The 5,259-nt window shown below is 72.2% G+C and carries 4 protein-coding genes; 3 read left to right on the top strand and 1 reads right to left on the bottom strand.

Going from position 1 to position 5,259, the window contains the following annotated elements; genetic code table 11:
• Positions 1 to 761 precede the first annotated feature (761 nt).
• Positions 762 to 2,270: an FUSC family protein gene (locus tag ACWGIG_RS36630; RefSeq protein WP_453326039.1), complete on the bottom strand. Its 1,509-nt coding sequence runs from the start codon at positions 2,268 to 2,270 to the stop codon at positions 762 to 764.
• Between the two features lie 196 nt (positions 2,271 to 2,466).
• Between ACWGIG_RS36630 and ACWGIG_RS36625 the strand changes: the two genes are divergently transcribed.
• The 3 genes from ACWGIG_RS36625 to ACWGIG_RS36615 all read left to right on the top strand — a co-directional run bounded on the left by ACWGIG_RS36625 (position 2,467) and on the right by ACWGIG_RS36615 (position 5,059).
• Positions 2,467 to 2,946: an Lrp/AsnC family transcriptional regulator gene (locus tag ACWGIG_RS36625; RefSeq protein WP_453326038.1), complete on the top strand. Its 480-nt coding sequence runs from the start codon at positions 2,467 to 2,469 to the stop codon at positions 2,944 to 2,946.
• 46 nt (positions 2,947 to 2,992) lie between these two features.
• Complete coding sequence (locus ACWGIG_RS36620; RefSeq protein WP_453326037.1) at positions 2,993 to 3,688, top strand: HAD family hydrolase; 696 nt, start codon at positions 2,993 to 2,995, stop codon at positions 3,686 to 3,688.
• A 222-nt stretch (positions 3,689 to 3,910) separates the two neighbouring features.
• Positions 3,911 to 5,059, top strand: a complete 1,149-nt coding sequence (locus tag ACWGIG_RS36615; protein ID WP_453326036.1) for an alpha/beta hydrolase family protein — start codon at positions 3,911 to 3,913, stop codon at positions 5,057 to 5,059.
• Positions 5,060 to 5,259 lie beyond the last annotated feature (200 nt).

Here is a 5,259-nt window from a genome sequence, read left to right as displayed (position 1 = left end):
GCTGTGGGGCCGGTCGGGCCGAACCATCCGCCGGGGCCGGCGGGCTCCGGGGCCCCGCCCGCGGGCGGGCCGTCGGCTGTCGTGGGACCGGCGACGGGGGGCCCGAACCACGCGATGGGGCCGGCCGGGTCGGGCCTGCCCGCCCCGGGGCCGTCGGCCGCGCCGGGAGGACGCGCCTCACCGTGCCCTCCCGCCGGTCCCGCCGTCGCCCCTGGCGTTTCCGGCGTCGCCGTCGTACCTGGCGTTTCCGGCATCGCCGTCGTACCCCACGATGGCGCCGCGCCCGTTGTTCCCGGCGGTTCCGCCGTGGCGGCAAACGGAGTTCCGGCCGCGGGCGGGGCCTCGGGGCCGGGAACCGGCCATCGGGGCGATCCGGGAGTCGGCCTGCGGTCCGCCCCGCGAGCCGGGCCGGGGATCAGACCGGGGATCAGTCCTGGTGCCGGACCGGGTGTCGGACCGGGTATCGGCTCCGACATCGGGCCAGGTGCCGGACCCGACATCGGCCCTGACATCGGCCCTGGCATCGGTCCGGCGGCTCGCTCAAGGTCATCGCGCATCCTGCTCGCATCCCCAGGCATCGAAGATTCACGCCCCGGATGTGCGTCCGGCCGGGGCGTTCCCCCGCATGATGCCGCCGGGTTTACCCCCGATGTACGCCGATCACCCGGTTGGACAGTGCCCCACCGGGAGCGCGGAGAAGTGCACAGGGGCGCAGTCCGGACCATGAGCGCCCCCTCCAGAGCACCCAGCACCTGTCCGGATCAGCAATTGCCCGCAGATGAGGGGCGCGGCTGCCCGCTGAGGGGCGCGGCCAGCTGACCCAGTGCGTGCTCGATGGCGTGCAGGTGTCCCAGCGCCGGCGCTCCGGCCGCGTGCTCCACACCGGGAACGGCTTCCGTACCCGCGTGCGCGTGCTCGGGGTTGACGAGTGCTTCGACCGCTCGTTCCACCCGCCAGCAGGCCGCGGTCAGGCGTGCGTCGTGGGACGCCTCCCGGTCGGCGGCGATGCCCGCGAGCGCGCGCACCTCGCGGACGCAGTCGTCGAGCAGGGCGAGCACCTGGCGCGCCCGGGCCTTGCGTCCCCGCAGCGGGCTCAGGGGGTGTACGAGCGGGGCGAGCGAGAGCCGGACGCGTCCCAGCAGGAGTTCCAGTTCCGCCACGCTCAGGGCGGGGTTCGCATCCGGCTCTCCCGCGAGCCGGGCCGCGGCTTCGGCCGTGCAGGTGTGCACGCACTGCACGGCGCGGTGCACCCATGCGTTGGTGGTCGAGTGGGTGGTGACGGGGAGTACGAGCAGCACCGCGACGACCACCCCGGCGGCGCCCGCGCCCGTCTCGGCGAGACGCAGGACGAGGAGGCCGTGGTCCAGGACGCCCAGGAGCCCGTAGAGCAGGCCGGCCATCAGGGTCACCGCCAGCATCATCCAGGTGTACGAGACGGCCGCGGTGTAGAAGATCCCGAAGACGCAGAGCGCCACCAGGACGGCGGTGGGGACGGGTGCGCCGTCCAGTTCCACCGCGACGATCAGGCCGATGACGATGCCCGTGAGGGTGCCGGCCACCCGGCGGAAGCCGCGTACGAGGGTCTCCCCGCGCGAGGCCGTGTTCACGAAGATCCACCAGACGGTGCCGACGGCCCAGTACCAGCGCTCCTCGGACAGGTACTGGCCCACCCCCAGGGCGATCGCCGAGGCCACCGTCGCCTGGACCGCCTGCCGGGTGGTCACCCGGGACAGCCGCCGCCCCGGTGCCGCGACGGGAAGGACGGGCGGCGGCAGGCGCCTCTCGTAGCACCAGAGGCCGAATCGCACCGTCGAGGAGGCGAGCAGCGCGAGGGCGATGGCGGTGTACAGCTCCGGCAGCTGCGCGGGGACGGCGTGCAGGAACTGCGTCATGAAGAAGGTCATGAACCCGAAGATCCCCAGGGCGTGCCCCCGGGGCCCCCACTTCCTGGCGTACACCCCCGCGCCCACCACGACGAGGAACGCCCCGTCCCGCAGCAGGGCGTGGTCGTGGAGCGACGTCGCCAGTGCCAGGACCGGGAACCCGACGACGGGCAGCAGCGCGGTGGTGACCGCCTGTTTGCGGACGGTGGTGTCGGCGACCGTGAAGAGCGCGAGCAGCGCGGCGAGCCCGGCGGTGATCGCCGCGACCAGCGAATGTCCGACCAGTCCCGAGAGGGTGACGGCCAGCCCGATGCCCAGTACGGCACGGAGCCCGCTGCGCAGCCGCACCCTGCCCGGGTCCGGTGCCACGAACGCCCTCTTCCACACCCTTGCCACTCCTCTGGTCTCCCACCTGTTCGTCCGCACAAAAATGGCGCCGCGAGATCCGCAGCGCCATCGACTCGGCCATTTCAACATCCGGACACCATCTGGCTCAACCTGGCTCGTTTAAGCTGTGCCATTGGTACAGCGTGGAGCGCCACCAGAGTGCCAGGAGGAGGCCGACGGACCATGATGAGGCGACATGTCAGTGGATGAGCTCGACACCCGCATTCTGCGACTGCTGATCGAGCAGCCCCGCACGAGCGTGCGCGAGTACGCACGAATCCTGGGTATTGCGCGCGGCACCCTCCAGGCGCGGCTCGACCGGCTGGAGCGGGAGGGCGTGATCACCGGCACGGGGCCTGCCCTGTCCCCCGCCGCGCTGGGACATCCGGTGCTGGCGTTCGTGCACGTCGAGGTCATGCAGGGGCACCTGGACGAGGTGGGGGACGCGCTCGCCGGGGTGCCGGAGATCGTCGAGGCGTTCTCGATCACGGGCGGCGGCGACCTGATGACCCGGGTGGTGGCGCGCGACGCCGGGCACCTGGAGGACGTCATCCAGCGGCTGATCCAGGTACCGGGGGTGGTCAGGACGCGTACGGAGGTGGCGTTGCGGGAGCGGGTGCCGCACCGGCTGCTGCCGCTGGTGGAGGCGATCGGCAGGGCCGCCGGAGCCCGTTGACGAAGGCGGTCGGTGCCCGTTGATCCGGATGCCTCATGCTGGCTCCATGAGCACTCCGCGCCCCCTTTCGGTCATCTTCGATCTCGACGGCACGTTGGTGGACAGCGAGCCGAACTACTACGAGGCCGGGCGCAGGCTCCTCGCGCAGCACGGCGTGCCGGAGTTCACCTGGGAGGAGAACGCCCGCTTCGTCGGGATCGGGACGCGCGAGACGCTGGAGATCCTGCGGGAGAGGTACGGGATCGAGAGGGACCTCGACGCGCTGCTGGCCGAGTACAACCGCCTGTACCTGGAGCCGGCCCGTGCCTCGACCGAGGTCTACCCGGAGATGCGGAAGCTCGTGGAGCGGCTGCACACGGAGGGAGTGCCGATGGCCGTGGCGTCCGGTTCCTCCCGGGCGGCCATCGAGGCGGTGCTGACGGGGACGGGCCTGGACGGGTACCTGGGCGAGGCGGCGGGCACGGTGGTCGTCTCCGCGGAGGAGGTGGCGCACGGCAAGCCCGCCCCGGACGTCTTCCTGCGGGCCGCGGCCCTGCTGTCGGCCGAGCCCGGCTACTGCGCGGTGTTCGAGGACGCGGCGCCGGGAGTGACCGCCGCGTTCGCTGCGGGGATGCGGTGCGCGGCGATTCCGTACGTACGGGGAAGCGAGAGCGATCCGGCGTTCGGTACGGCCGACCTGCTCTTCCGGGGCGGCCACGACGCCTTCACCGCGCAGGCGGCGTACGTCTGGCTGGGTCTCTGACCTGCGGGAACCAGCGCCGGGCCCGCGCGGTCGCGGCCACCGCGTCGTCGATGTCGAGCACCGCACCGGTGAACCGGTCGCTGCGGGAGAGGTCGAGTGCCGCGCTGCCGACTGCTCACGGTCCGCCTCACCCCAGGGAGGTAGTCCCCCGGATGCAGCGCCCCTCCCCCGTACACCCCCGGGCCGATGCCACCGGCGCCCCGGCTTCGTAGCGTTCCCCGCATGAGACGACGCACCTTCCTGACCAGCACCGCAGCAGCCGCGACGGTCTTCGCCGGACTCGGCGCCGGTACCGCATCGGCGGACCGTCCGCCGGGTCGAAGCCCGTACCGGGCCCTGGAGTTGATGCGCCCCACCGGCACCGCCCCGGTCGGGCTGACCGCACTCCACCTGACGGACGCGCGCCGCACGGACCCCTGGGTGCCCACCGGGAAGAGGGAGTTGATGGTCTCGCTCTGGTATCCCGCACAGCGTCCGTCGGGCACCGCCGCCCCGTACCTGACCGCCGCCGAGTCCACCTCGTACATCAAGGCCAGTGGCTACGCCCTGGATCCCGAGGTCCTGAGCACCGTCGTCACGCACTCCACCACCGGCGCCGAGGCGCTGCGCACCCGTGCCGGGCTTCCCCTGGTGGTGCTGTCGCCGGGCTTCGGCATGCCCCGCGCCACGCTGTCGGGAGCGGCCGAGGAGCTGGCGAGCCGCGGCTACGCCGTCGCGGGCATCGGCCACAACCACGAGGCCAACGGCATCACCTTCCCCGACGGGCACACCACCCACTGCGAGGCGTCGAACGGCGAGTTCCCGAAGCTGGGCGCCGTGCGCGCCGCGGACGTGTCCTTCGTGCTCGATCAACTCACCGGCAGCAGGGGCGAGTTGCGCAGTGGAGTGCGCATCGACAGCTCCCGCATCGCGATGGTCGGGCACTCGGCGGGCGGCTTCAGTACGGTTCCGGCCATGCTGCGGGATCCGCGCATCCGGGCCGGGATGAACATCGACGGCAACTTCCACTTCCCCAACGACATCCCGCTGAACCGGCCGTACCTGATGCTCGGCGACCAGGAACACGTCCCCGGCGCGGAGCGCACCTGGGACGAGACGTGGCCCGAACTCACGGGCTGGCGGCGCTGGTTGAGCGTGGACGGCATGCAGCACCTCTCCTTCACCGACGTGGCGTCGCTGGGCAAGCAGCTCGGCTTCCCCCTCCAGGACCTCGACGGCGACCGCGCGTCCGCACTGACCCGCGCGTACGTCGCCGCGTTCGCCGACACCCATCTGCGCGGACGGCCCTCGCCGCTGCTGGACGGGCCATCGGCGCACTACCCGGAGGTGCGCCTCCACCCGCAGGACACCCGTAGGACACCGGGCCCATAACGCCCGTCGTATGCCCTTCCGGGATGACCCAAGTCGTCATGTCCACGCCCATACTCGCGACGTACGTGTGAAGCACGTGTGACGTACGGGTAAGGCGACGCACACATCTGCACGTGCAGCAACGAACAGCTCTCTCCCACCCCCACCCATGATCGGAGTGGACGTTGCAGCCCACCAGATTGACGGCGACAGTGGCGGCG

It is taken from the genome of Streptomyces sp. NPDC054863 (assembly GCF_053610825.1).
Note: the sequence above shows the minus strand (reverse complement) of the source record. Positions and strands in the feature narration are given on the sequence as shown.

Excerpts from the sequence above, each read along its gene's own strand:
- ACWGIG_RS36615 (WP_453326036.1), top strand. The coding sequence starts at position 3,911 with ATGAGACGACGCACCTTCCTGACCAGCACCGCAGCAGCCGCGACGGTC.
- ACWGIG_RS36625 (WP_453326038.1), top strand. The coding sequence starts at position 2,467 with ATGTCAGTGGATGAGCTCGACACCCGCATTCTGCGACTGCTGATCGAG.
- ACWGIG_RS36620 (WP_453326037.1), top strand. The coding sequence starts at position 2,993 with ATGAGCACTCCGCGCCCCCTTTCGGTCATCTTCGATCTCGACGGCACG.